The sequence below is a fragment of the Thermus sp. genome (assembly GCF_056332225.1).
The window spans coordinates 1-549 of the sequence record NZ_JBWGQW010000247.1 but is presented as its reverse complement, the minus strand read 5'-3'; the positions used below and the strand labels follow the sequence as shown (position 1 = coordinate 549).

Sequence of the window (549 nt, the reverse complement as noted above, 5' to 3'; positions counted from 1 at the left end):
GGCGGAGTTTTTAGCGAACCCCGCCCTTCAGGTAACCATCGCCTCCAAAAAGCTCGGCCAGTACCGGGACCTACTGGTACAGAGATACGAAAAAGCGGGGCGCCCGGTAGACAACCTGGAGATTCTGAAGCGCCTCGCCGCCATCTGGTACGCTGGGCCTAAGGACGACTTCCTGAATGTGAACCGCCCCATAGACGCAATCCTCATGGGGTACGGGGCCAAGCAGGCCGGGGGATACCCCAGCGTGCGGGAGTACGTCAGCTCCGTAATGGCCCACTTCCTCAGGGCGCCCCGTAGCGTTCAGGAGGCCATCGCCTCCGGGAGGGACATCCTGGGCGCCCTGGGCCTTCCCGCTACCCTGCAACCGGGGCAGGTTCCTCCTACGGCCATGATTCCCTCCGGGGAACCCCTTCCCGCCCCGGCCACGCCCGGAGGAGGAGCCCCGGTGGTGAACATTGCGGTAAACGTTACCGCCCAGACCAACGCCTCTCCCCAGGTCATAGCCGGTACCGTGAGAGAGGAGGTGCGGAAAATGGTGCCGGAGATTGC

The 549-nt window shown here is 64.1% G+C and carries 1 protein-coding gene; it reads left to right on the top strand.

Annotation, left to right across the window (positions count from 1 at the left end; genetic code table 11):
- Window positions 1-549, top strand: a 549-nt coding sequence (locus AC01Y6_RS11170; RefSeq protein WP_476671603.1) for a hypothetical protein, incomplete at both ends; no start/stop codon positions are given.